The organism is Paraburkholderia largidicola, from assembly GCF_013426895.1.
In the GTDB taxonomy this organism is placed as follows: domain Bacteria; phylum Pseudomonadota; class Gammaproteobacteria; order Burkholderiales; family Burkholderiaceae; genus Paraburkholderia; species Paraburkholderia largidicola.
Window position 1 is genome coordinate 2,551,091 of the sequence record NZ_AP023174.1, and the last position, 23,678, is coordinate 2,574,768.

General features: G+C 62.7%; 23 protein-coding genes. 11 read left to right on the forward strand and 12 right to left on the reverse strand.

What is annotated here, in order from left to right:
• Positions 1 to 164: 164 nt before the first annotated feature.
• The gene (locus PPGU16_RS11345) at positions 165 to 689 is read left to right on the forward strand and encodes a hypothetical protein (protein WP_180720071.1); all 525 of its coding nucleotides are present in this window, start codon (positions 165 to 167) and stop codon (positions 687 to 689) included.
• Between the two features lie 130 nt (positions 690 to 819).
• Here PPGU16_RS11345 and PPGU16_RS11350 read toward each other — a convergent pair whose 3' ends face one another.
• From PPGU16_RS11350 to PPGU16_RS11375, 6 genes are all read right to left on the reverse strand, one after another.
• Positions 820 to 2,370, reverse strand: coding sequence for a 2-isopropylmalate synthase (locus tag PPGU16_RS11350; protein WP_180720072.1), 1,551 nt, complete (start codon positions 2,368 to 2,370; stop codon positions 820 to 822).
• Positions 2,371 to 3,378: 1,008 nt separating this feature from the next.
• Entirely contained in the window at positions 3,379 to 4,251 is an 873-nt protein-coding gene (pssA, locus tag PPGU16_RS11355) for a CDP-diacylglycerol--serine O-phosphatidyltransferase (RefSeq protein WP_180720073.1), read from the reverse strand.
• Positions 4,252 to 4,271: 20 nt separating this feature from the next.
• On the reverse strand, positions 4,272 to 4,910 hold the full coding sequence (locus tag PPGU16_RS11360; RefSeq protein WP_180720074.1) for a phosphatidylserine decarboxylase: 639 nt from the start codon (positions 4,908 to 4,910) through the stop codon (positions 4,272 to 4,274).
• Between the two features lie 123 nt (positions 4,911 to 5,033).
• Positions 5,034 to 6,050: a ketol-acid reductoisomerase gene (gene ilvC, locus PPGU16_RS11365; RefSeq protein WP_007588179.1), complete on the reverse strand. Its 1,017-nt coding sequence runs from the start codon at positions 6,048 to 6,050 to the stop codon at positions 5,034 to 5,036.
• A gap of 89 nt (positions 6,051 to 6,139) precedes the next feature.
• Positions 6,140 to 6,631 (reverse strand): acetolactate synthase small subunit, encoded by a 492-nt coding sequence (gene ilvN / locus PPGU16_RS11370; protein WP_007588180.1) that lies wholly within the window; start codon positions 6,629 to 6,631, stop codon positions 6,140 to 6,142.
• 111 nt (positions 6,632 to 6,742) lie between these two features.
• Positions 6,743 to 8,506 carry an acetolactate synthase 3 catalytic subunit gene (locus PPGU16_RS11375; RefSeq protein ID WP_180720075.1) on the reverse strand — a complete coding sequence of 588 codons (1,764 nt, stop codon included), beginning with the start codon at positions 8,504 to 8,506 and terminating at the stop codon, positions 6,743 to 6,745.
• 421 nt (positions 8,507 to 8,927) lie between these two features.
• On the opposite strand from PPGU16_RS11375, the gene PPGU16_RS11380 reads away from it, so the two are divergent.
• The 10 genes from PPGU16_RS11380 to PPGU16_RS11425 all read left to right on the forward strand — a co-directional run bounded on the left by PPGU16_RS11380 (position 8,928) and on the right by PPGU16_RS11425 (position 17,835).
• Positions 8,928 to 9,491, forward strand: coding sequence for an RNA polymerase sigma factor (locus PPGU16_RS11380; RefSeq protein WP_180720076.1), 564 nt, complete (start codon positions 8,928 to 8,930; stop codon positions 9,489 to 9,491).
• A complete protein-coding gene (locus tag PPGU16_RS11385) occupies positions 9,488 to 9,916 on the forward strand; it encodes a DUF3619 family protein (protein ID WP_180720077.1) in 429 nt (142 codons plus the stop codon). Before PPGU16_RS11380 ends, PPGU16_RS11385 begins: the two co-directional genes overlap by 4 nt.
• 17 nt (positions 9,917 to 9,933) lie before the next feature.
• Positions 9,934 to 10,695 carry a DUF3106 domain-containing protein gene (locus tag PPGU16_RS11390; RefSeq protein ID WP_180720078.1) on the forward strand — a complete coding sequence of 254 codons (762 nt, stop codon included), beginning with the start codon at positions 9,934 to 9,936 and terminating at the stop codon, positions 10,693 to 10,695.
• Between the two features lie 80 nt (positions 10,696 to 10,775).
• Positions 10,776 to 11,282 (forward strand): RDD family protein, encoded by a 507-nt coding sequence (locus PPGU16_RS11395; protein WP_224027936.1) that lies wholly within the window; start codon positions 10,776 to 10,778, stop codon positions 11,280 to 11,282.
• 806 nt (positions 11,283 to 12,088) lie between these two features.
• Positions 12,089 to 13,030 (forward strand): UDP-2,3-diacylglucosamine diphosphatase, encoded by a 942-nt coding sequence (locus tag PPGU16_RS11400; RefSeq protein ID WP_180720080.1) that lies wholly within the window; start codon positions 12,089 to 12,091, stop codon positions 13,028 to 13,030.
• 35 nt (positions 13,031 to 13,065) lie between these two features.
• Positions 13,066 to 14,097 carry a glycosyltransferase family 4 protein gene (locus PPGU16_RS11405; RefSeq protein WP_180720081.1) on the forward strand — a complete coding sequence of 344 codons (1,032 nt, stop codon included), beginning with the start codon at positions 13,066 to 13,068 and terminating at the stop codon, positions 14,095 to 14,097.
• Between the two features lie 40 nt (positions 14,098 to 14,137).
• Positions 14,138 to 14,851, forward strand: a complete 714-nt coding sequence (locus PPGU16_RS11410; RefSeq protein ID WP_180720082.1) for a diacylglycerol kinase — start codon at positions 14,138 to 14,140, stop codon at positions 14,849 to 14,851.
• Positions 14,852 to 15,744: 893 nt separating this feature from the next.
• The gene (locus tag PPGU16_RS11415) at positions 15,745 to 16,461 is read left to right on the forward strand and encodes a TetR/AcrR family transcriptional regulator (protein ID WP_180720083.1); all 717 of its coding nucleotides are present in this window, start codon (positions 15,745 to 15,747) and stop codon (positions 16,459 to 16,461) included.
• Between the two features lies 1 nt (position 16,462).
• Positions 16,463 to 17,047 carry an LOG family protein gene (locus tag PPGU16_RS11420; RefSeq protein WP_180720084.1) on the forward strand — a complete coding sequence of 195 codons (585 nt, stop codon included), beginning with the start codon at positions 16,463 to 16,465 and terminating at the stop codon, positions 17,045 to 17,047.
• Positions 17,048 to 17,088: 41 nt separating this feature from the next.
• Positions 17,089 to 17,835: an SDR family oxidoreductase gene (locus PPGU16_RS11425; protein WP_180720085.1), complete on the forward strand. Its 747-nt coding sequence runs from the start codon at positions 17,089 to 17,091 to the stop codon at positions 17,833 to 17,835.
• A 9-nt stretch (positions 17,836 to 17,844) separates the two neighbouring features.
• Here the strand turns inward: PPGU16_RS11425 and PPGU16_RS11430 are convergent, their stop codons facing one another.
• The 6 genes from PPGU16_RS11430 to sugE all read right to left on the reverse strand — a co-directional run bounded on the left by PPGU16_RS11430 (position 17,845) and on the right by sugE (position 23,594).
• Positions 17,845 to 18,480, reverse strand: a complete 636-nt coding sequence (locus tag PPGU16_RS11430) for a DUF924 family protein (RefSeq protein ID WP_180720086.1) — start codon at positions 18,478 to 18,480, stop codon at positions 17,845 to 17,847.
• Positions 18,477 to 19,208 carry an alanyl-tRNA editing protein gene (locus PPGU16_RS11435; protein ID WP_180720087.1) on the reverse strand — a complete coding sequence of 244 codons (732 nt, stop codon included), beginning with the start codon at positions 19,206 to 19,208 and terminating at the stop codon, positions 18,477 to 18,479. Before PPGU16_RS11435 ends, PPGU16_RS11430 begins: the two co-directional genes overlap by 4 nt.
• Positions 19,209 to 19,344: 136 nt before the next feature.
• The gene (locus PPGU16_RS11440; protein ID WP_036003758.1) at positions 19,345 to 19,755 is read right to left on the reverse strand and encodes a group II truncated hemoglobin; all 411 of its coding nucleotides are present in this window, start codon (positions 19,753 to 19,755) and stop codon (positions 19,345 to 19,347) included.
• A 46-nt stretch (positions 19,756 to 19,801) separates the two neighbouring features.
• Complete coding sequence (locus tag PPGU16_RS11445) at positions 19,802 to 22,291, reverse strand: ABC transporter permease (protein WP_180722610.1); 2,490 nt, start codon at positions 22,289 to 22,291, stop codon at positions 19,802 to 19,804.
• Between the two features lie 116 nt (positions 22,292 to 22,407).
• Positions 22,408 to 23,019 (reverse strand): DUF4126 domain-containing protein, encoded by a 612-nt coding sequence (locus PPGU16_RS11450; RefSeq protein WP_180720088.1) that lies wholly within the window; start codon positions 23,017 to 23,019, stop codon positions 22,408 to 22,410.
• A gap of 254 nt (positions 23,020 to 23,273) precedes the next feature.
• Positions 23,274 to 23,594, reverse strand: coding sequence for a quaternary ammonium compound efflux SMR transporter SugE (gene sugE / locus PPGU16_RS11455; protein ID WP_180720089.1), 321 nt, complete (start codon positions 23,592 to 23,594; stop codon positions 23,274 to 23,276).
• Positions 23,595 to 23,678: the final 84 nt, after the last annotated feature.

Sequence of the window (23,678 nt, forward strand, 5' to 3'; positions counted from 1 at the left end):
GTCGATCGAAGCGCGGATCATAGGACGGCGCGCGGGCCGCAAGCAAGCAGATCGCGCGCGAAGGCCCGTCCCGGCGGGCGAACGCCCGAAAATCTTTTGACGCGACGCGTGTCAAAATATCACCCTAGAAGAACAACCACTCATCGCACACCACCGGAGGTGTCATGTTGAACCGCCTTTCATTCGTGCGCCCGGCGCGCGGCGCACTCGCTGTTCTCGCGTGCGCCATGATGCTCGCCGGCTGCGCGCAGCCGTGGCAGAACTATCAGGCGGGCGCAGATCAATCGACGATCGTCGCCCGCCTCGGTCCGCCGCGTGAAGTGTACGACCTGCCCAACGGCGGCAAGCGCCTGATGTGGCCGACGCAGCCGATGGGCGAAACCACCACGGCAGCCGATGTCGATGCGTCGGGGAAGATCGTGAACGTGCGCCAGGTGTTGCAGCCGAACGAGTTCTATCGCGCGGAAATCGGAAAATGGACGCGCGACGACGTGCTCGTCAACTTCGGGCGCCCCGTCGAAACGAACTATTTCCCGCTGATGAAGCGCGAAGTCTGGACGTACCGCTATCTGGAAGACAACGTCTGGTACATGATGTACAGCTTCTATTTCGACGATCAGGGCATCCTGCGTCTGACGCAAAAGACGCCCGATCCGCTGCACGATCCGGATCGCCGCAGCCTGTTCTGAACGGCTTCGGCTCCAAACGGAAAAGCCGCCTTATGAGGCGGCTTTTTCATGATTTTTCCTGGCGCACGCACAAAGAAAAACCCCGCCGCGGCGGGGTTTTGTCATTGCGACTCAATACAGCAAACGCGCATCAGATTTCCGAGCGTTGCGGGTTCAGCTTGTCGTGACCGGCGTACAGACGGTTCAGCGCAGAGATATACGCTTTCGCCGACGCGGCGACGATATCCGGGTCGGTGCCGACGCCGTTCACGATGCGTCCTGCCTTCGACAGACGCACGGTCACTTCACCTTGCGCCTGCGTGCCCGTCGTAATGGCGTTGACCGAGTACAGCAGCAGTTCCGAACCGCTGCCCACTTCCGTTTCGATCGCGTTCAGCGTCGCGTCGACGGGTCCGTTGCCGTTCGCTTCGCCAACCACTTCCTTGCCCGAAACCGAGAACACGATACGCGCATGCGGACGCTCGCCCGTTTCCGAATGCTGCGACAGCGACACGAACTTGTAATGCTCCTTCTCCTGCGCTTCGGCCGATTCTTCCGTGACGATCGCGATGATGTCCTCGTCGAAGATTTCGGACTTGCGGTCGGCGAGTTCCTTGAAGCGCTGGAACGCGAGGTTCAGTTCGCTTTCGCTGTCGAGCGAGATGCCCAGTTCCTGCAGACGCTGCTTGAACGCGTTGCGGCCCGAGAGTTTGCCGAGCACGATCTTGTTCGCGGTCCAGCCCACGTCTTCCGCGCGCATGATTTCGTAGGTATCGCGTGCCTTCAGCACGCCGTCCTGGTGGATGCCCGACGCGTGTGCAAACGCGTTCGCGCCGACCACTGCCTTGTTCGGCTGAACGACGAAACCGGTGATCTGCGACACGAGCTTCGAAGCCGGCACGATCTGCGTCGTGTCGATGCCGAGATCGAGACCGAAATAGTCCTTGCGCGTGCGCACCGCCATCACGATTTCTTCGAGCGACGTGTTGCCTGCGCGCTCGCCGAGACCGTTGACCGTGCACTCCACCTGACGCGCGCCGCCGATCTGCACGCCTGCCAGCGAGTTCGCGACGGCCATGCCGAGGTCGTTATGGCAGTGCACCGAGAACACGGCCTTGTCCGAATTCGGGATGCGTTCGCGCAGCGTCTTCACGAGGTTACCGTACAGTTCCGGCACGCCATAGCCGACGGTGTCGGCGATGTTGATGGTCGTCGCGCCTTCCGCGATCACGGCTTCGAGCACACGGCACAGGAAGTCCATGTCCGAGCGGCTGCCGTCTTCCGGCGAGAACTCGACGTCGTTGGTGAACTTGCGCGCGAAGCGGACGGCCAGCTTTGCCTGCTCGAACACCTGGTCGGGCGTCATGCGCAGCTTCTTTTCCATGTGCAACGGCGACGTTGCGATGAACGTGTGGATGCGGAAGTGATCGGCGGGCTTCAGGGCGTCGGCGGCGCGCTGGATGTCCTTGTCGTTCGCGCGGGCGAGCGAGCAGATCGTGCTGTCCTTGATCATGCCGGCGATCGTGTGGATCGCGTCGAAGTCGCCGTTCGAGCTGGCGGCGAAGCCGGCTTCGATCACGTCGACTTTCATCCGTTCGAGCTGCTTCGCGATACGGATCTTTTCTTCCTTCGTCATCGACGCACCGGGCGATTGTTCGCCGTCACGCAACGTCGTATCGAAAATGATGAGCTTGTCTGCCATCTCGGGTCTCCAGGGGGATTCGGTCAATTTGAATTGGAAAACGGAATTCGAGTGTTTGCGCCATCACCGCAGACGACGCTAACAACGAACGAGGCAGACGGAGGGCGAAAACGATCAGCGCGGCAGGCGCGCTAGAGCTAGCGAGCGTAGTAGCTTGCCGGCTTGAAGAGACAGGAAGGGGAACTTGGAAAGTGCCATGCCAGAGACTATAGCGGCAATGCCGGAAACGTGCAATTGGGGGCCCTGCGGGCCGGGCTTTTTGGGGTTTGGGTTTGGGGGGGCTGGGTTTTGTCTGCGACGCTGGGGTGGTTTGCTTGTGTTTTCGCTGGCATCCGCGTTTTGCTTCTGGTTTGCTAGCGTTGCCCCTGTGCGGGGCGGCACCTACTTTTCTTTGCCGCCGCAAAGAAAAGTAGGCAAAAGAAAGCGGCTCACACCGCCAGCACGTGTGTTTGCCTGAGGGCCCCCAACCGGTCTTGTGCTTCACACGGCAACGTCTCTGTTTGCGTGGTTTGCCAACGCTTTGAATGGAAGCCTCACCTGGTTCAAACGCCCGTACAAGGGCCAGCGGCAGCAAATGGTGTGTGCCGCCCAGGTGGCAAACGGTGTGTAGGTTGTCGTGCCGAAAAGGTCCGCGCTCTTACAAGAGACACCGACCTTGCTTCTCAGTCTGGAGTGATGGGCGTACGGCGAGAAAGCCTACACACCGTTTGCCACCTGGGCGGCGGCTGCATGTCTGGCGCGGCGTGCCGCGACGCGGGGGCGTGAAGCGGGTGAGGCGTACAGGGAGAACGTTGGCAACGGGCGCGGACTGGCGCGATGCCGTGTGAAGCGTAAGACCCTGTGGGGGCCCTCAGGCAGGAACAAGGATTGGCGGTGTGAGCCGCTTTCTTTTGCCTACTTTTCTTTGCGGCGGCAAAGAAAAGTAGGTGCCGCCCCGCACAGGGGCAACGCTTGCAAACCAGAAGCAAAACGCGGATGCCAGCGCAAAGCCCAGACAACCAAAAACCTTTACCCCGGCCGCTGCGAGGAACGAGCAGGATTCCCCATTCCCCTTACCACGCGGTAGCCCCAAAACACATACCCCGACAGACCATAAAGCACAAACAGCCCGAACAACATCAAAGGTGGGTCTGAAGAAACGAGCACAAACGCGACCACGACAAGCAGAATCGCTGCAAACGGCACGCGATGCCGCACGTCCAGCGCCTTACCGCTGTAAAACGGCGCATTCGACACCATGGTCACGCCCGCGTAGATGGTCAAAGCAAAAGCAACCCACGGCAGCCAGACCAGCTTCAAAGGCACGCGATTATCGGTAGCCAGCCACACAAAGCCAGCAATCAACGCAGCCGCAGCGGGGCTCGGCATCCCCTGAAAAAAACGCTTATCAACAACACCGATATTCGTATTGAACCGCGCCAGGCGCAGCGCCGCGCCAGAGCAATACACAAACGCCGCGAGCCAGCCCCAGCGCCCGAGATCCTTCAGAATCCACTCATACATCACGAGCGCCGGCGCAACCCCGAACGACACCATATCCGACAGACTGTCGAACTGCTCGCCAAACGCGCTCTGCGTATGCGTCATACGCGCAACACGTCCATCCATCCCATCCAGCACCATCGCGACAAAAATCGCAATCGCAGCGACTTCGAAGCGCACGTTCATCGCCTGCACGACGGCGAAGAACCCGCAGAAAAGCGCCGCCGTCGTGAATGCATTGGGCAGCAGGTAAATACCGCGCTTGCGCAGAAACTGCTGACGCGCGGCGCGCCGGCTGTCGATCACGGATTCCGTGACCCCGGACGGCTTGTTGCGCCTGAACGGTCGCGGCTGCGGCGCACCGCTGCTGCGAGGACGACGCGGTTTGAATGCGGCCATCGAACCCTCCCTGTGCCGCTTTATAGTTCAGCCAGAACCGTGGACGAAGCCGAAACCTTCTCGCCGATCGACACGCGCGGGCGGCTGCCCACGGGCAGATACACGTCGACGCGCGAACCGAAACGGATGAAGCCGTAGCGCTGGCCGCGCGTGAGCGGCTCGCCGGCCCTGACGTAGCAGAGAATGCGACGCGCGATCAGGCCCGCGATCTGCACCGACGTCACCGTCGCGCCGCTCGCCGTTTCGATCACGATCGCGTTACGCTCGTTCTCCGTCGACGCCTTGTCGACGGCGGCGTTCAGGTACGCGCCCGGAAAATATTCGACCTTCGAGATCGCGCCATCGACAGGCGAGCGCTGCGAGTGCACGTTGAACACGTTCATGAACACGCTGATCTTCAGCGCTTCACGGTTTGCGTACGGATCGTGCGCGGTTTCGACAGCGACGATGCGGCCGTCGGCCGGGCACAGCACCGCGTTGGCCTGCGTCGGAATGGGACGCGCCGGGTCGCGGAAGAACTGCACGACGAAGATGAGCAACAGCCAGAAAATCCAGGCAATGCCGAACCCTGCGATGAAGTGGATCAACAACGCAACGACGGCCGCGATGGCAATGAACGGCCAGCCTTCGCGCGCGATGATCGGATGAGGGTAATTCATAAATGGGTTCAGTCTTTTTGTAAAACCGTAGGATAGCAAAAGCCGTCCAGGGTTCAGCACACCTGGACGGCTTTTTGACGCTTCCGGCGCATTTCGTGCGCCGGAGCAAGAAAAACGGGCAGATTAGTTCTTCGACTGATCGACCAGCTTGTTCTTCGCGATCCACGGCATCATCGCGCGCAGCTTCGAGCCAACCTGCTCGATCTGGTGCTCCGCCGTGATGCGGCGACGCGATTGCAGCGTCGGCGCGCCAGCGCGGTTTTCGATGATGAAGCTCTTTGCGTACTCGCCCGTCTGGATGTCCTTCAGGACTTCCTTCATCACCTTCTTCGTTTCATCGGTGATGATGCGCGGACCCGTCACGTACTCGCCGTATTCGGCGTTGTTCGAGATCGAGTAGTTCATGTTCGCGATGCCGCCTTCGTAGATCAGGTCGACGATCAGCTTCAGTTCGTGCAGGCACTCGAAGTACGCCATTTCCGGCGCGTAGCCCGCTTCGACCAGCGTTTCGAAGCCAGCCTTGATCAGGTCGACCGTACCGCCGCACAGCACGGCTTGCTCGCCGAACAGATCGGTTTCCGTTTCTTCGCGGAAGTTCGTCTCGATGATGCCCGCACGGCCGCCGCCGTTCGCTGCCGCGTATGACAGCGCGATGTCGCGCGCTGCGCCCGACTTGTCTTGCGCAACAGCGATCAGGTGCGGCACGCCGCCACCTTGCGAGTACGTGCCGCGCACCGTGTGGCCCGGGGCCTTCGGCGCGATCATGATGACGTCGAGGTCAGCACGCGGGATCACCTGGCCGTAATGCACGTTGAAGCCGTGCGCGAATGCGAGCGCTGCGCCCTGCTTGGCGTTACCGTGCACTTCCTTCGCATAGACTTCGGCGATCTGCTCGTCGGGCAGCAGCATCATGACGACGTCTGCGCCCTTCACGGCTTCCGCCACTTCCTTGACCGTCAGGCCTGCGTTCTCAGCCTTGCTCCACGATGCGCCGCCCTTGCGCAGACCGACCGTGACGTTCACGCCGCTTTCCTTCAGGTTCAGCGCGTGCGCATGGCCTTGCGAGCCATAGCCGATGATGGTGACCTGCTTGCCTTTGATGAGGGAGAGGTCGGCGTCCTTGTCGTAGAAAACTTTCATGTCTGTTCCTTGGCGAAATTCAGAAAAATGCTGCGTGTGTAGTGCTTGAGCCGGGCGCTTGACGCCACGCCCGGCACGGATCGAACTGGTTAAACCTTCAGGATACGCTCACCGCGTCCGATGCCCGAACCGCCCGTGCGGACCGTTTCGAGAATCGCGGTGGCGTCGAGCCCTTCGATGAACGCGTCGAGTTTCTCGCTCGCGCCCGTCAGTTCGATCGTGTAGGTCTTTTCGGTGACGTCGATGATGCGGCCGCGGAAAATATCCGACATCCGCTTCATCTCCTCACGTTCCTTGCCGACCGCCCTTACCTTGATCAGCATCAGCTCGCGCTCAATGTGGGCGCCCTCTGTCAGGTCGACCACTTTCACCACCTCGATCAGGCGGTTCAGATGCTTCGTGATCTGTTCGATCACGTCGTCCGAGCCAATGGAAACGATGGTCATGCGCGACAGCGAACGGTCTTCGGTCGGCGCCACCGTCAAGGTTTCAATGTTGTAGCCGCGTGCGGAGAACAGGCCGACCACGCGCGACAGCGCGCCCGGTTCGTTTTCCAGCAGGACGGAAATGATGTGTCTCATGTTCGCTTCTTCCAGATATCGATGTATGCGATGCGTGCGATCCGCGCCGCTCCGTCCGCGCTCACCTTTTGTGGAGATGTGCATGACGGAGCCGGCGCAGGAAAGCGCTCGTTATAGATCTTCCGATCCGAGGAGCATCTCCGTGATGCCCTTGCCGGCCTGGACCATCGGCCAGACGTTTTCGGTCGGATCAGTCTGGAAGTCGAGAAACACCGTGCGATCTTTCAGGCGCAGTGCCTCCTTCAGCGCCGGTTCCACGTCAGCGGTCTTTTCGATCCGCATGCCGACGTGGCCGTACGCTTCGGCGAGCTTCACGAAGTCGGGCAGCGCATCCATGTACGAATGCGAATAGCGCTTGCTGTATTCGATCTGCTGCCACTGGCGCACCATGCCCAGATAGCGGTTGTTGAGCGAAATGATCTTGACGGGCGTGTCGTACTGCTTGCAGGTGGACAGTTCCTGGATGCACATCTGGATCGAGCCTTCGCCCGTGATACAGAGCACGTCGTCATCCGGGTGCGCCATCTTGACGCCCATCGCCGCCGGCAGGCCGAAGCCCATCGTGCCGAGACCGCCGGAATTGATCCAGCGGCGTGGCTTGTTGAAGCGATAGAACTGCGCCGCCCACATCTGGTGCTGGCCGACGTCGGAACACACGAAGGCATTGCCGTCCGTCAGTTCCCACGCCTTTTCCACCACGTACTGCGGCTTGATGATGTCGCTCTTGCGGTCGAACTTGAGGCAGTCTTTCGCGCGCCAGGCTTCGATGTCCTTCCACCAGTCGGCGAGCGCCGCGGTGTCCGGGCCATGCTCGGCCGTCTGCAACTGCTCGATCAACTCCTTCAGCACTTCCTTCACATCGCCGACGATCGGAATGTCGACCTTCACGCGCTTCGAAATCGACGAAGGGTCGATGTCGATGTGGATGATCTTGCGCGGACGCGACGAGAAGTGCGCCGGGTCGCCGATCACACGGTCGTCGAAACGCGCGCCGATGGCGATCAGCACGTCGCAGTGCTGCATCGCCATGTTGGCTTCGTACGTGCCGTGCATGCCGAGCATGCCGAGGAATTTCTTGTCCGACGCGCGATAGCCGCCCAGCCCCATCAGCGTGTTGGTGATGGGATAACCGAGCAGATCGGCGAACTGGTTCAGTTCACGCGACGCATCCGCGAGGATGATGCCGCCGCCCGTGTAGATATATGGACGCTTAGCTGACAACAGCAGCGCCACGGCCTTGCGGATCTGGCCCGAGTGGCCTTTCGTGACGGGGTTGTACGAGCGCAGCGACACGTGCTTGATCGGTTCGTACTGGCAGGGCGCCTTCGACACGTCTTTCGGAATGTCGATCAGCACCGGGCCGGGACGACCGGTACGGGCGATATAGAAAGCTTTCTTGACGGTGGCGGCGAGGTCGCGCACGTCCTTCACGAGGAAGTTGTGCTTCACGCAGGGACGCGTGATGCCGACCGTATCGCACTCCTGGAACGCATCCTGACCGATCGCAGCAGTCGGCACCTGGCCGCTGATGATCACCATCGGGATCGAGTCCATGTAGGCCGTTGCGATGCCCGTCACCGCGTTGGTGACGCCAGGACCCGAAGTCACGAGGCAGACGCCGACCTTGCCGGTCGAGCGCGCATAGGCGTCGGCGGCGTGAACCGCGGCTTGCTCGTGACGCACGAGGACGTGCTGGAATTTGTCCTGCTTGTAAAGCTCGTCGTAGATGTAGAGTACCGAGCCGCCGGGATAGCCCCAGACGAATTCGACGTCTTCGTCGGCCAGTGCCTTCATGAGCACGGTGGCGCCGATAGAGTCAGCTTCGTGATGTGGAGTGGTATCCGACGTGGAGAATTCCGCGCTGGGCATATTCATCGTTCACCTTTCGAATTTTCGGCAAAAAATTGATCGGGTGCTCTCTGCCGGGCTTGTGGCTCGGGTTCAAGCGGCGCGTCCAGTTTGACAGGAAGGCTTCTTGGGCCAACCTCAAATGAGACAAGTCACTTATGTTGCGAACCGTAGACGATATCTACGATGTGTCCGATGGTCAAGCAAATATTTCCATGATTGACGGCAAACCCTGTTTCGTCGTCCACTTCTGACCATTTTACGGGCAAGTTACGCGAACCTTTCCGATGCCTTCGCGAATGCCGCATAAATAACGACTGTAGGCTTGATGCAAGGTGAAGTCTTGCCGCGTTTTTCCCTGGCTCGGGTGAAAGTTTGTTAGCATCCGCGAGTTTTACGACATTTTTCGACCGATTCCGCGCACACTCGCTGCGCCGACCCCCAACGGATGGCATCAGACAAGGAACTCGCCGATTTTCTGGCGGGCGTCGAAAGGCGCGCGTTCAAGCAGACGGTCTACGCCGTGCGGGACGACGACGCGTCTCTCGATATCGTGCAGGACGCGATGATCAAGCTCGCCGAAAAATACGGCGACCGTCCTCCCGCTGAGCTGCCGCTTTTGTTTCAGCGTATTCTCCAGAATGCGATGCACGACTATTTCCGTCGGCAGAAGGTGCGCAATACTTGGGTGACCCTGTTCTCGTCGCTGGGCAATGCCGACGACGAAGACTTCGACCCGCTGGAGACGTTCGAAAGCCAGGATGGCTCGACCGGGGTGGAAAGCAGCGAGCAGCAGCTCGAACGTGAGCAGGTCCTGCAGTTGATCGACGACGAAATCCAAAAGTTGCCGGCTCGTCAACGGGAGGCGTTTCTGATGCGTTACTGGGAAGATATGGATGTCGCTGAGACTGCCGCCGCGATGGGCTGCTCGGAAGGCAGTGTGAAAACGCACTGCTCGCGAGCCACGCACACGCTGGCGCAAGCGCTCAGGGCCAAAGGAATCACGCTATGAGCTCCGCTCCCGAAACAAAAGAACTCGAGTTTGCGCTGCAGCTTCGGCGCGCGCTCGACGAAAACGCTGCCCGCATTCCGCCCGCCACGACCGACCGGCTCGCCGCCGCGCGCCGCGCCGCGCTCGCTCGCAAGAAGCCCGAAGCCGTGCAGGCGCCCGCTTTCGCGCCTGTATTCGTCGGCGCGGGGACGCTCGCCCACATGCCGCAACCGGAACCTTCGCGCCGTCTGCCGCGCCTGCGCAAGCTCGCGCTCGCCTGGCCGGTGCTCGCGCTCGTCATCGGGCTCGCAGGTATTGCGTGGTGGGAAGACCATCAGCGCACGGCCGAGCTCGCCGATATCGATGCCGCCATGCTGAGCGACGATCTGCCGCTCAATGCCTATCTCGATCACGGGTTCAACGCGTACCTGACGCGTAACCACTGACCGGGGAGAGTTGACGGGTGAGTTACAAGCGCGGCCTTGCCGTTGTGTCCGGATGCGTGATTGCAGCCCTGGTGTCATTCGTCGCCACCTATCCGCGCTTCTACCCGACGCCCACGCCCGTCGCGGCGCCCGCCAGCGGCGGTGCGCCCGCGAAGGCGGCTGCCCCGGCGCTGACGGTCGACCTGCCGGGCCTGCCCATCTCGACCAGTCCGCTCGCGTGGTCGAAGCTCTCCAACGCCGAACACGTCGCGCTCGCGCCATTTGCGGCGCAATGGGACGGCTTCAGCGAGGAGCGCAAGCGCAAGTGGCTGAAAATCGCGTCGCGTTATCCGAAGATGACACCGGAAGCGCAAAAGATATTGCACGAACGTATGGCCGAGTGGGTGCGCATGACGCCCGAGCAGCGGCGCGTCGCGCGTGAAAACTATCAGGTCTCGAAGGAATTGCCGCGCGAGGCGCGCCAGAACGCATGGAAGGCCTATCAGCAGCTGCCTGAAGAGCAGAAGCAAAAGCTCGCCGCCAGCGAGCACAAGCGCCGGCCGACGGTCGTCAGTGCGCCGCCTTCGGGCAAATCCGAGATCAAGGACATCAACCGGCTCGTGAATGGCAAGGACAAGCTCGCGAGCGTGCCCGTGCCGCCGGCGACGGCAGGCGCTTCCGCCGGAGTCGCGGCGCCCTCGCCGGGCGCGCCCGCCATTCCCGCCACGGGCAGCTTCGTGCCGGCGACGCCGACACCCGTCTCACCTTCCGACGCGCCGTCTATCTTCAACGGCTCATAATCCCTCTGCGAGCCTGCGTCGCGGGCTCATCAACGGCAACCGAGGCCTAGCCTGTGTCCACTTCCGTCGACTCCGCAGCCGTGCCGCTCCCGCCTGAACCCTTCGATGCCTCGACGCCGACCGTGCGCCGGCGCCTTGCCGCGTTGATGTACGAAGCCGTGCTGCTGTTCGGCGTCGTATTCATCGCAGGCTATCTGTTCAGCACGCTTACGCAGCAGCGCAACGGGTTGACGCATCACAACTGGCTCGCGGCGTGGATCGGGCTGGTGGTCGGCGGGTATTTCGTCTGGTTCTGGACGCACGGCGGGCAGACGCTGCCGATGAAGACCTGGCGGTTGCGTGTGGTCAATGCCAGGGATGGCGTGCGTTTATCGGTATCGCGTGCGGTGTTGCGGTATGTGCTCGCGTGGATGTGGTTTTTGCCGCCGCTTGCGATGCATCCTCTGCTAAAGCTCACTGTGCCGCAGACCTTGATCGTTGCAGGTGTGTGGTTCGTTGTGTACGCCGGCGTTGGGCGGATTGGGGCCAGCCGGCAGTTTTTGCATGATCGGGTGGCGGGGACCAGAATCGTTTCAATAGGGCGGTGAGATTTTTTGTCTGCGACGCTGGGGTGGTTTGCTTGTTTTTGAACTGGCATCCGCGCTTTGTTGTTGTGCTTCACGCGTCGCCCCTGTGCGGGGTGGCACCTACTTTTCTTTGCCGCCGCAAAGAAAAGTAGGCAAAAGAAAGCGGCTCACACCGCCAGTTCTCGTATTTGCCTGAGGGCCCCCAAAGGTTCTTACGCTTCACACGGCAACCACGTGACCCACGTTCGTTGCCAGCGCGCTTGCAGTGCGCCTCACCCGCTTCACGCTCCCGCACTACAGCACGCCGAGCCAGACCGTCCACCGCCGCCCAGGTGGCAAACTGTGTGTCGGCCCAAGTGGTCCACACGCCTTACTTCGGACCGATAGCGCATGCGCTCCACCTGTAGGAGCGCCAACTTTTACGGCGCGACCACCTACACACAGTTTGCCACCTGGGCGGCACATGCCATTCGCTGCCGCTGGCCGTCGTATGGGTGCGTGAAGTAGGTGATGCGATTATTCGAAGCGCCGGCAACGGACAACGAACAACGCGTTACCGCGTGACATATGGGGACGTTGGGGGCCCGTGGATAGGAACACGTGCTGGCGGTGTTAGCCGCTTTCTTTTGCCTACTTTTCTTTGCGGCGGCAAAGAAAAGTAGGTGCCGCCCCGCACAGGGGCAACGCGTGAAGCACCAATAACAAAACGCGGATGCCAGCGAAAAAAACAAACCCAAACCCCTCCGTAATAAGAACTTCTCGTGAATGTCACGGCTCCGTCACGCAGCAATGGCGCAATGCGGGTACTGCAACTCGACGCGTGAGCCATGGACAACAACACGTCCGCGACTTCCCTCTTCCGCCAGAATGGCCCGAGCGTCGATCCCGTCGCTTTCGGCCCCCGCTCCCCCTCAGTTGGCCTGCCGCCGCTTCCGCATCTGCCGGTGACGCCAACGCCGTCCGAAAGCGATCACGACGACGGTCACGAGAATTCGCACCGGTATCGCACCATCTGGCTCTCCGACATCCATCTCGGGTCAGGAGGCTGCCAGGCGAACTATCTGCTCGACTTCCTGCGCCACAATGAATCGGAGTACCTGTACCTCGTCGGCGACATCATCGACGGCTGGCAACTGAAGAAAGGCTGGTACTGGCCGCAGGCGCACAACGACGTCGTGCAGAAGATCCTGCGCAAGGCGCGCAAGGGCACCCAGGTCGTGTACATCCCCGGTAATCACGACGAAGGCGCGCGCCAGTTCTGCGATCTCGCATTCGGCGACATCCACGTGCGCGGCGAAGCGTTTCACACCACGCTGCAAGGCAAGCGTCTGTGGATCGTGCACGGCGATCTGTTCGACGGCGTGATCCAGCACGCGAAGTGGCTGGCGTATCTCGGCGACACGCTGTACACGATGATTCTCGTGCTGAACCGCTGGTTCAACCGCATCCGCATCAAGCTCGGTTTCCAGTACTGGTCGCTCTCGCAATACCTGAAGCATCAGGTGAAGAATGCGGTGAACTTCATCTCGGCCTTCGAGAACGTGATGACGGATGAAGCGCGCCGCCGCGGCTGCGACGGCGTCGTGTGCGGGCACATTCACAAGGCCGAGATCCGCGAGATCGACGGCGTGCTGTATTGCAACGACGGCGACTGGGTCGAGAGCCTGTCGGCGCTCGTCGAGACCTACGAAGGCGAACTGAAGGTCGTCTACTGGACCGTGATGCGCTCGCCCGAAGCAAACGCGACGAAAGCGCGCGCGACGGCGTGACCGCACACCATCACCACTACGAGAGGGCCATTTGCATGAAGATCATGATCGTCACCGATGCGTGGGAACCGCAGGTCAACGGCGTCGTCCGCACGCTGAAGAACACGACGCGCGAGCTGACGGCGATCGGCCACAAGGTCGATCTGCTGACGCCGCTCGAGTTCAAGACGATTCCGTGCCCGACGTACCCCGAAATTCGCCTGTCGCTGATGCCGCGCAGCCACTTGCGCAAGCGCATCGACGAGTTCCAGCCGGACGCGCTGCACATCGCGACGGAAGGTCCGCTCGGCCTGGCCGCGCGCAAATATGCGATCGAGCACAAGCTGCCCTTCACGACCGCCTATCACACGCGCTTTCCCGAATACGTCGAGGCGCGCTTCGGCATTCCTGTCGCGTGGACATACCGCTTTCTGCACTGGTTTCATAAGGCATCGCTTGCCGTGATGGCGCCGACGCCGGTCGTCAAGACCGACCTCGAAAAATTCGGCTTCACGAACGTCGTGTTGTGGACGCGCGGCGTCGATCTCGACATCTTCCGGCAGATGGAATCGAAGGTGCTCAACACCGCACGGCCGATCTTTCTGTATGTTGGGCGCGTTGCCGTCGAGAAGAATGTCGAAGCGTTCCTGAAGCTCGACCTGCCCGGCTCGAAGTGGGTCTGCGGTGAAGGCCCGGCGCTCGCCGAACTGAAGTCGCGCTATCCGGCCGTCAACTATCTTGGCGTGCTGACGCAGGCCGAGCTCGCGAAGGTCTACGCGGCCGCCGACGTGTTCGTATTCCCGAGCAGGACCGACACGTTCGGCCTCGTGCTGCTCGAAGCGCTCGCGTGCGGCACGCCCGTTGCGGCGTATCCTGTAACGGGTCCGATCGATGTGCTCGGCGACGGTGGCGCGGGCGCGATGCACGAAGACTTGCGCGAAGCGTGCCTGCAGGCGCTGAAGATCGATCGCAACGATGCGCGCGCGTGGGCCGAGCGTTTCTCGTGGACGGCCGCGTCCGAGCAGTTCGCCGCGCATCTGAAGCCGCTGTCGCGTTCCGCTTATCGCGAGGAAAGCGCGGCCGCCTGATCCGTCCGACGCGCAAGCGCCCTCACTTCTCGCCACGCCTATGCAAACGAGACAATCGAACGCATTGCGCGCTCCGCAGGAATCGCTGCGCGACGCGAAGACGGCAGTGTCGAACGCGGAGCCTGATGGCGAACCGTTCGACGATGTGCATGACATGCATGAGGACGGCGCGCCGCGAGCGCGGTCGCGGTATGCTGGAGAGTCCAGCTCTGCTCCTGTTTCTGCCATGTCATCTACTACGCGCGACGCCGCACAAGCTCGCGAAGACGCGCTGAATGGCGCGAAAGCCGATGCGCCGGAATCGCTCGAGCCATTGGGTCCCGATGATCCGCTGGCGCCGTTGCCCTTCAATCCGTACAAGGGCAATCGCGGGATCACGCGCGCGTGGCATGCGATGAAGAATTCGTTTGCCGGGTTTCGCGTCGCGATTCGCGAGGAGAGCGCGTTTCGGCAGGAGCTGACCTTGGCGGCGATTCTTTTGCCGTGCGGTGTTCTGGTGCCTGTCGAGCCGGTGTCTCGTGTGTTGTTACTTGGGTCTGTGTTTCTCGTGCTGATTGTCGAGTTGCTCAACTCGAGCGTCGAGGCGGCTATTGATCGGATTTCGCTCGAGCGGCATGAGTTGTCGCGGAGGGCGAAGGATCTTGGCAGTGCTGCTGTTATGGTTGCGCTTTTTATCTGTGTGATGACGTGGGGTTTGCTTGTTGGGCCGCTGGTCGTGCATTGGGTGGGGGGGTGGGTTCGGGCTATGCAGTAGGCTTTGTGGTGTTTTTGTCTGCGACGCTGGGGTGGTTTGCTTGTGTTTTCGCTGGCGTCCGCGTTTTGTTACTGGTGCTTCACGCGTTGCCCCTGTGCGGGGCGGCACCTACTTTTCTTTGCCGCCGCAAAGAAAAGTAGGCAAAAGAAAGCGGCTCACACCGCCAATCCTTGTTCCTGCCTGAGGGCCCCCACAGGGTCTTACGCTTCACACGGCATCGCGCCAGTCCGCGCCCGTTGCCAACGTTCTCCCTGTACGCCTCACCCGCTTCACGCCCCCGCGTCGCGGCACGCCGCGCCAGACATGCAGCCGCCGCCCAGGTGGCAAACGGTGTGTAGGCTTTCTCGCCGTACGCCCATCACTCCAGACTGAGAAGCAAGGTCGGTGTCTCTTGTAAGAGCGCGGGCCTTTTCGGCACGACAACCTACACACCGTTTGCCACCTGGGCGGCACACACCATTTGCTGCCGCTGGCCCTTGTGCTGGCGTCTGAAGTGGGTGAGGCGTCTGTTCGAAGCGCTAGCAACGTACACCAGTGAAAGGCAATGCCGAGTGAAGCATGGGGACGTTGGGGACCCGTGGATAAGAACACGAGCTGGCGGTGTGAGCCGCTTTCTTTTGCCTACTTTTCTTTGCGGCGGCAAAGAAAAGTAGGTGCCGCCCCGCACAGGGGCAACGCCTGAAGCACCAATAGCAAAACGCGGATGCCAGCGCAAAGCCCAGAACAACCACCCAGCGTCGCAGACAAAAACCAAAAGCCAAAAACCAAAAACCCAAACCAACCCTCGCCGCCAAGGCGATCCAGCCCATAGAACGGTCGGTTTATAATCGTCCAGATAGTGTCAAAAAACCCCAAACCAGCCCGGGCAGCGCAGCAAGCCCGCCAAGGACGACATGGAACCCAAACCTCCCCGCCGCACGCGCGAACGGATTCTCGAACTATCGTTGAAGCTCTTCAACGAGATCGGCGAACCGAACGTCACGACGACGACGATCGCCGAGGAAATGGAGATCAGTCCAGGCAACCTGTACTACCACTTCCGCAATAAAGACGACATCATCAACAGCATCTTCAGCCAGTTCGAGCAGGAGATCGAAAAGCGTCTGCGTTTCCCGGAAGACCATCGCGCGACCATCGACGAAATGTGGTCGTATCTGCAGTACATGGTCGATTTCACCTGGCGCTATCGCTTCCTGTATCGCGACCTGAACGATCTGCTCGCGCGAAACCGCACGCTGGAAACACACTTCAAGCAGATCATCAGCCACAAGGTCCGCTTTGCCAGCCAGTTCTGCGAACAACTCGTGGCCGACAACGAAATGGTCGCGACGCCCGACGAGCTCAAGGTCATCGCGACCAACATCGGCGTGATCGCAACCTACTGGCTGTCGTATCAGTTCGTCATGAACCCGCGCAAGTACAACGAACAGGAAGCAATCCAAGCCGAGCTGCATCAGGTGAGCGTGCAGATCGTGTCGCTGATGGCGCCGTATCTGCGCGGACGCTCGCGCGAACTGTTCGACGATCTGGTATCCGGCAAGCATCCGCAGCGCGAGTTCTACGACTATCTGCCGCCGCGCGAACCTCGCAACGAATCGAAGGACAGTTGAGATGAAGGCAGTCTGTGTGTATTGCGGCTCCTCCAACGGAGCCAAACCGCTGTACCGCGACGCCGCGAAAGCATTCGGTCGCGCACTGGTCGCGGCGAACCTGTCGCTCGTCTACGGCGGTGGCAAGGTCGGCCTCATGGGCGTGATCGCCGACGAGGTGATGGCCGCGGGCGGCCGCGCGATCGGTGTGATTCCAGAATTGCTGGTCAACAAGGAAGTCGGTCACAACGGCCTGTCGGAACTGCACGTCGTGCCCGACATGCATCAGCGCAAGAAGATGATGGCCGATCTCTCCGATGCGTTCGTCGCCATGCCCGGCGGCGCGGGCACGCTCGAAGAGCTGTTCGAGGTCTACACGTGGGCGCAGCTCGGCTATCACCAGAAGGCCGTCGCCGTGCTGAACATCGACGGCTTCTACGATCCGCTGATTTCCATGCTCGAACACACGGTGCAGGAAGGCTTCATGCGCCAGACGTACTTCGACATCCTGCAGGTCGACAGCGATCCTGCCGCGCTGATCCAGAAGCTGCAACACTACCAGCCGCCCACCAGCGACAAGTGGGCGGACAACCGCGAGCGCGTGTGACGCGCGTCGAGCGCTTTGCTGCTGCATAGCGAGAGGCAAGCATGACGAAAGTGGTTCTGATCACGGGCGCGAGCCGCGGCATCGGCCGCGCGACGGCACGTATGCTCGGCGCGCGCGGCTGGTCGGTCGGCGTGAACTACGCGACCAATGAAGCGGCCGCCAAACAGACAGCCGCCGAAGTCGGACGCGCAGGCGGCCATGCACGCCTGATCGCGGGCGACGTCGCCGACGAAGCCCAGGTCATCGCGATGTTCGACGCAGTGGAGCATGCGTTCGGCCGCATCGACGCGCTCGTCAACAACGCGGGCATCGTCGCGCCTTCGTTGCCGCTCGCCGATATGGACGCCGCGCGCCTGAAGCGCATGTTCGACGTCAACGTGTACGGTGCGTATCTGTGCGCGCGAGAGGCGGCGCGGCGCATGTCGAAGGATCGCGGCGGACATGGCGGCGCGATCGTGAATGTGTCGTCGGCGGCGTCGCGGCTCGGCTCGCCGAACGAGTACGTCGATTATGCCGGCTCGAAGGGAGCGGTCGACACGATGACGATCGGCCTCGCGAAAGAACTCGGCCCGCAGGGCATTCGCGTGAACGCGGTGCGCCCCGGACTGATCGACACCGACATCCACGCGAGCGGCGGCCGTCCCGACCGCGCCGCGGTGCTCGGCGCGCAGACGCCACTCGGCCGCCCTGGCACGGCCGATGAAGTCGCCGAAGCGATCGTCTGGTTGCTGAGCGACGCGTCGTCGTATGTAAACGGCGCGCTGCTGGATGTCAGCGCGGGCCGCTGAGGCACTCGCCTAGAACGACGACCCGGGCTCACGCAAAAACGCAATCTCTTCATCGCGCGACGCACGCCCGAGCAGCGCATTGCGATGCGGAAAGCGCCCGAAGCGCTCGACGATCTGCGCATGCCGCACGGCCGAGCGCGCATACGACGGGTCCAGCCCTTGCCCTTCGAGCAACGTGTAAAGACGCACGCCTTCACGCTGCCCTTCCACCGTCTCATCGTGCTCGAACGGAATGTACGCGAACGCGCGGTGATAAACGGTCGGCAGCAACTCGTCGCTGCCCTCTTCGATCATGCGGCGCGTGATGCGCAGAGCCTGCGCGTCGCCGTCATACATGCGCGCCGTTCGCCGATGACAATTGCGCGTGAACTGGTCGAGCACGATCACGAGCGCCACTGAGCCGAGCGGCGTCGCGAGCCATGCATCGAGCTCATGCGCGAGCGCCGCTTCGATCGCCCCACCGAAACGCTCGCGCAGCATCGCGTCGAACGCGTCGCTGCGTTTGAACCAGCGCTTCTGGTCCTTCCCGTATTCGTCCGAGCCTGGCGTGCCGAACCAGCAATCGAGCACGTCGCGCGCGGTCGGATCTAGCGCCTCGTAGTCTGCTTCCGGCGAGTACGCCGCCGCGTCGACACGCACGCTCACGCGAACTCCAGCACGAGCCGCCGCGTACGCGCGCTTTTCTTTTCCAGCTTCGCGACGCGCAGCGCGACGATCTCTTCCGTGTTGCGCACATGCGTGCCGCCGCACGGCTGCAGATCGACGCCTTCGATGCGCAGCAGCCGCACGCGTCCGAGGCCCATCGGCGGCTTCACGCTCATCGTGCGGACCAGTTCGGGGCGCGCCGCCATTTCATCGTCGGTGATCCATTGCGTCGCGACGGCATGCGCCCCGCCCACCAGTTCCGCGAGCCGCGTTTCGACGAGCTCGCGTTCAATCGGCTCGACAGTCGCGAAGTCGAGGCGCGCATAGTCGGACGTGATGCTGCAGCCATCGACGGGATACGGCAGCACCGCGCACATCAGGTGGCTCGCCGTGTGCAGGCGCATGTGCCGGTAGCGGCGCGCCCAGTCGATCTGCGCCGTCACCTTCTGGCCAACGGCAAGCTGCGCGAGCAGCGCTTCCTGACCGGGCGCGGGAACGTGCACGGCGTCGTCGGGCGTCGCGCCTTCGAACTTCGCCTTGCGGGTGTCGGCGATCTCGATACGCGTGCCGTCGACGAGCGTCAACGCGCCCGCATCGCCCGCCTGGCCACCGCCGAGGGGATAAAACACGGTTTGATCGAGATGGATGCCCTGCTCGTCGAGCGCGGTGATGGTCGCGTCGCAGTGGGTCAGATAGGCGTCGTCGCGAAACAGCGCGCGCGTCGTCATGGGGAGTCTCCTTGTGCTCTGATCGTGCCAGCCGACATTATGCCGATGCCGACATCGCCCGCCGCGTTCAGATCGAAGCGCTCCCGACCGAACTGTACCGGCCACTCTGGCACGACGCTTTTACATCGCGCGACACTCAGCCCGGATGATTGCGCATCCAGTCGGCCGTATCGAAGAACGAATGCAGCAGGCGCTCGCGCAGCGGCTCGGGCAGGCCGACGTCTTCCATCGCCCACGCCATGCAGCGCAGCCACTGATCGCGCTCCACCGACGCAATCTGGAACGGCAGATGCCGCGCACGCAGACGCGGATGGCCAAAGCGGCTGATGTAGTGATCAGGGCCGCCGAGCCAGCCGCACAGGAACCAGAACAGCTTGTCGCGCGAGCCGTCGAGCGTCGGCGGATGCAGCTTGCGGATGCCGGCGAAGTCGGCTTCGAGGTCCATCAGGTCGTAGAAACGGTCGACGATTTCGCGCACGCGCGCCTCGCCGCCCACCAGTTCGAAGGCCGTCGGCTGCGACGGCGCTTCGTCAATCGGATCAGTCATACGGGCAACTACACAGTCAAAAGGAAATTCGGAAGTGGCGGCGTTTTCACGCATCGCGCAGCGATTGCAGCGCGGGCCGCATCAGCACGTGACGCAGGCTGAGCCATCCGCCGACAGCCGCGCACACGACGCCCGCCGCAATGCCCGTGGGCAGGAGCCACGGGTTGAAGTTGATCGAAAAGTCGAACACGCGCGACGCGAGCACGAAGCCGATCAGCTGCGAGCCGATCGCCGCCATCAGGCCCGACAGCGCGCCGACCACGACGAACTCGGCGACCTGCACCGCGCGCACCTGCGCGTGCGACGCACCGAGCGCGCGCAGCAGCGCGGATTCTCGCATACGCTCGTCGCGCGTGCCCGCGAGCGCGGCGTACAGCACCAGCACGCCCGCGAACAGCGTGAAACCGAACAGGAACTGCACGGCGCCGATCACCTGGCCGATCACGCGCTGCACCTGCGCGAGAATCGGCGCGGTATCGATCGCGGTGAGATTCGGATACTGGCCGATCAGCCCGTCGATCACGGCGCGCTGCCCAGGCGGCACATGGAAGCTCGTGATGAAGGTCGCAGGATAGTCCTTCAGCGCGGCAGGCGGCATCACGACGAAGAAGTTGACCTTGAACGAGCCCCAGTCGAGCTTGCGCACGCTCGTCACGGGCGCGTCGACCTGCAGGCCCGTCACGTCGAAGCGCAGCGTATCGCCGACCTTCACCTTGAGAATCTTCGCGAGGCCCTGCTCGATCGAAATCTGCGGTTTGGTCGTGTCGCCGTACCACTCGCCCGACACGATCCGGTTGTCGTCCGGCAACTGCGTCGTGTACGACAGATTGAACTCGCGATCCACCAGCCGTCGCGCGTCCTCGCTCTTGAAGTCGTCGGGATTGACAGGTTTGCTGTTGATCGCGATCAGGCGGCCGCGCACCATCGGCGCAAGCTCGACGCCGGGAAAACCGTGCGTCGACAGGTAGCTCGTGACGACATCGCGCTGGTCGGGCTGGATGTCGATGATGAATTCGTTCGGCGCATCGGGCGGCGTCGAGCGCTGCCAGCCTTCGATCAGATCGTTGCGCGTCATCGCGATCAGCAGCAGGCACATCAGCCCGATCGCGAGCGCGGTGATCTGCAGCGCGCTCGAATTGGCGCGCCGCTCCAGCGACGCCAGCGCATAGCGCCAGCCAATACCGATATGAAAGCGCTCGCTGCGCACGACACGCGCCGCGCCCCACAACGCGAGACGCGCGACCAGCGCGAACAGCAGCAGGCCGCCCGCGAAACCGCCCGCAACGATCCCACCGATCTTCAGTTCGCCCGCCGCGAGAATCAGCAGCCCCGCGAACAGCACGATGCCGAGCGCGTACGCCGCCCACGCGGTGCGCCCTTCCTCGCCCCACTCGCGGCGCAGCACGCGCACGGGCGGCACATGCGTCAAGGGCAACAGCGGCGGCAGCGCGAAACCGACCAGCAGCACGAGACCCGCGGCGATGCCTTCGAGCGCGGGCCAGACGGTCGGATACGGCAACGACACATCGATCAGGCTGCCGAGCCACCAGAACAGCGCGAGATGCCCGCCGAAGCCAAGCACCACGCCCGCCAGGCCGCCGACCAGACCGAGTCCCGCGAACTCGAACAGGAACAGCGCGCGCAGGGTGCGCTGACTCACGCCGAGGCAGCGCATCGCCGCGCAACTATCCAGATGCCGCCGCATGTAACGATGCGCGGCCATCGCGATCGCGACGGCGGCCAGCAGCGCCGTCAGCAGCGATACGAGCGTGAGGAAATGGCTCGCGCGGTCGAGTGTCTGGCGTACCTGCGGCTGGCCGTCCTGCAGCGACTCCAGCGCGTAGCCGCGCATCTTGCCGTTGTCGACACGCTCATGCGCCCACTTTGCAAACGACGCAACCGGCTCGTCGCCGCCCGCCACCAGCAGCCGGTATGTGACGCGGCTGCCGTAGCCCGTCAGTCCCGTCGACGCGAGATCGTCGGCGCGCATCATCAGGCGCGGCGAGAAATTGACGAACGCGAAGCCGCGATCCAGCTCGCGCGTAATCAAGGCGCCGATCGTGAAATCGCGCCCGCCCACTTTCACCTTGTCGCCGATGCGCGCCTTCAGTGCGTCGAGCATCTGCTGATCGACCCACACCTCGCCGGGCGGCGGGATACCGCGCACTTCGCGGTCCGGCCCGCCTGCCGTGAGCGCGATCTTCAGCTCGCCGCGCAGCGGATAGCCCGCCGACACCGCTTTCACGGCGGCGAGCCGCGAGACGGGTGTCGAAGCCGTCGAATTGACCATGCTCGGGAAGATCGCCGTCGTCGCCGTATCGAGGCCGAGCGCTTTGGCCTTGTCGGCGAATTGGGAATCGACGGGATGGTCGGAGCGGACGATGAAATCCGCGGCGATCATGCGCCTCGCATCGCGCTCGAGACCTTGATGCAGACGGTCGGCCAGAAAGCCGACGCTGGACAGCGCCGCGACGGCCAGCACCAGCGCTAGCAGCAGCATCGTCAGTTCGCCCGCGCGCCAGTCGCGCGCCGTCATGCGCAGCGACTGATGCAGCAGATGGCCCAACGATAACCGGTGCGTCGTCGCGCGCCGTTTTGGGGACTCAGGCGGAAGCTCGGGCGGAGCCTCGGTAGTGACGCGTTCGGCTTCGCTCAATCGTGACGGCTCCGCGCGAATCGCGACACCATATGCGTCGCCATGCCGCGAAAGCCGCCCTGCACGCCGCGCCACAGACGCGGCAGCGCCCAGCTAGCGAGCACGAGGAAGCCGACCAGCAGTACGAGAAACAGCACGGGCACGAACAGCGCAAGCAGCAGCCCGCCGAACACGAGCCCGTCCTCAGCCGACGACGTGACGACGTTGGACACCGGCTCCGGCGACAGATTGATCAGCGCCCGCGTGCCCGCCTTGGTCAGATGCGACGCGCCGGCGAGCGTGCCGCCTGCCAGCGCGGCGATCGTCATCAGCGCCGGATCGGCGTGGCCGAGCGCGCCGACGGCCAGCATGGCGCCCGCCGGAATGCGGATGAACGTGTGGACGGCGTCCCACAGCGAGTCGAACGCGGGAATCTTGTCTGCGAGAAATTCGGCGAGGGTCAGGATGGCCGCTGTACCGATCACCCACGGCGACTGCAGCACGGACAGCGTATCGGGAAGATGGATGAAACCGGCGCGCCCGAAGACGCCCGCAATCAGCACGGTCAGATAAAGGCGCAAGCCGCTGCCCCAGGAGAGGCCCGCCGCAAGCGAAAGAGGTTCAAGCATGGCCGCCTCCGAGGCGCGCATTGCGTGCCGTCAGTTCCGGCGGCTGTGCCATGGAACGGTGGGAAGCGCCAGTGGCTCCGCCCGCCGAAGCCGCCGGACCCGCGCATCAAGGCCGCGCGGAGCAATTTCAGGGTGATTTCCGTCTCATTATAGCCACGTCAATCCGCCGATCGCACGACCGCTCGGCGGTTTGTGGCGCGATTGCGGCATTTTCCAGACGAATGGCGCGCTTTGACGAGCCAACCGGCGGCCGATCAGTGCCCGGACGAGAGCTTCAACCCGATCAGTCCGACGACGATCAGCGCCGCGCTGCCGACGCGCGCCGCCGTCACCGCTTCGCCCATCATTACGATGCCGAAAATGAACGCGCCGACAGCGCCGATGCCCGTCCAGACGGCGTAAGCCGTGCCGAGCGGCAACTGGCGCATCGCCATGGCAAGCAGCACGAAGCTGCCGAGCGCCGTCACAATCGTGAAGACGGATGGCCAGAAACGGGTGAAACCTTCGGAGGTCTTGAGACCAGCGGCCCACGCAACTTCCAGCAGACCGGCGACAAAGAGAAGAATCCAGGACATGAGACGAACTCCCAATGATGATGGGGCCGTCCCCGTTGAAAGCGGATGCAGCAAGGCCGTCCTTGCCGTGACTCATTATATCAA